Genomic DNA, 1121 nt, shown 5'->3' with positions numbered 1-1121 from the left:
ATGTTTCCGCACGAGTGGCGTGCCAGTACCACACTTTCCGGCGTTTACGCACTGCGTATGTTGGGGATGTTTTTGGTGTTGCCTGTCTTGGCAATGTATGCCGCTTCGTTGCCCGGCGCAGAAAATAATAAAGCATTGGTCGGTATGGCGATGGGTATTTACGGGCTGACACAGGCTTTGCTGCAGTTGCCTTTGGGCATGGCTTCCGATAAGTTCGGCCGTAAAAAAGTGATTTATGCCGGCCTGATTGTGTTTGCGGCAGGTAGTTTTTTGGCCGCAGTTGCCGACAGCCTGCAGATGTTGGTTGCCGCGCGTGCCATTCAGGGCGCGGGCGCAGTCAGTGCGGCGGTAACGGCTTTGCTGGCAGATTTGACCCGTAACGAAGTGCGGACGCGTGCGATGGCGATGATCGGCCTGAGTATCGGCTTGACCTTTTCCGTCAGCCTAGTGCTGGCCCCGATGATTGCCAGCTTTATCGGCGTATCCGGCCTGTTTGCGCTGACCGGTATTCTGACTGTAATCAGTATCGGCGTGGTTGCCTGGATGACACCTGATCCGGAAGTATCAAAAATGCACGAAGACACGCAGGCGCAGCCTTCGCGTATGGGTGAAGTATTGAAAAACCGCCAACTGCTCAATCTCGACTTCGGTATTTTTGCCTTGCATGCGGCGCAAATGGCTTTATTTACCGCATTGCCGTTTGCCATGACGCAGCTGGGTTTGGAAAAAATCCATCACTGGCAAGTCTATCTGCCGTCAACCATTACCGGCCTGATTATTATGGTGCCGCTGATTATTGTCGGCGAAACGCGCAACAAGCTCAAACAAGTGTTTATCCTTGGTATCGTCTGCATTGCTGCGGCGCAAATCGGCCTGCTGTTTGGAATGCACTCGGTATGGTTGATTACCGCTTATCTGATTGTTTACTTTATTGGTTTCAATGTATTGGAAGCCAGCCTGCCGTCTATGGTATCGAAAATCGCTCCGTCCGATTTGAAAGGCACCGCGATGGGCGTGTATAACACCATGCAGTCGGTCGGCTTATTTGTCGGCGGCGCAACCGGTGGTTTATTGTTCCAAAAATACGGTTTTGTAGGCGTATTTGCCTTTTGTAGCGTATT

Annotated in this window: 1 protein-coding gene; it reads left to right on the top strand. The window is 51.8% G+C overall.

Annotation, left to right across the window (positions count from 1 at the left end; genetic code table 11):
• Positions 1-1121 (top strand): MFS transporter (locus ACTHS3_RS13955; RefSeq protein ID WP_440368246.1); only part of this gene is annotated, 1121 nt, incomplete at both ends.

This window comes from Neisseria sp. P0009.S007 (genome assembly GCF_051962515.1).
Note: the sequence above shows the minus strand (reverse complement) of the source record. Positions and strands in the feature narration are given on the sequence as shown.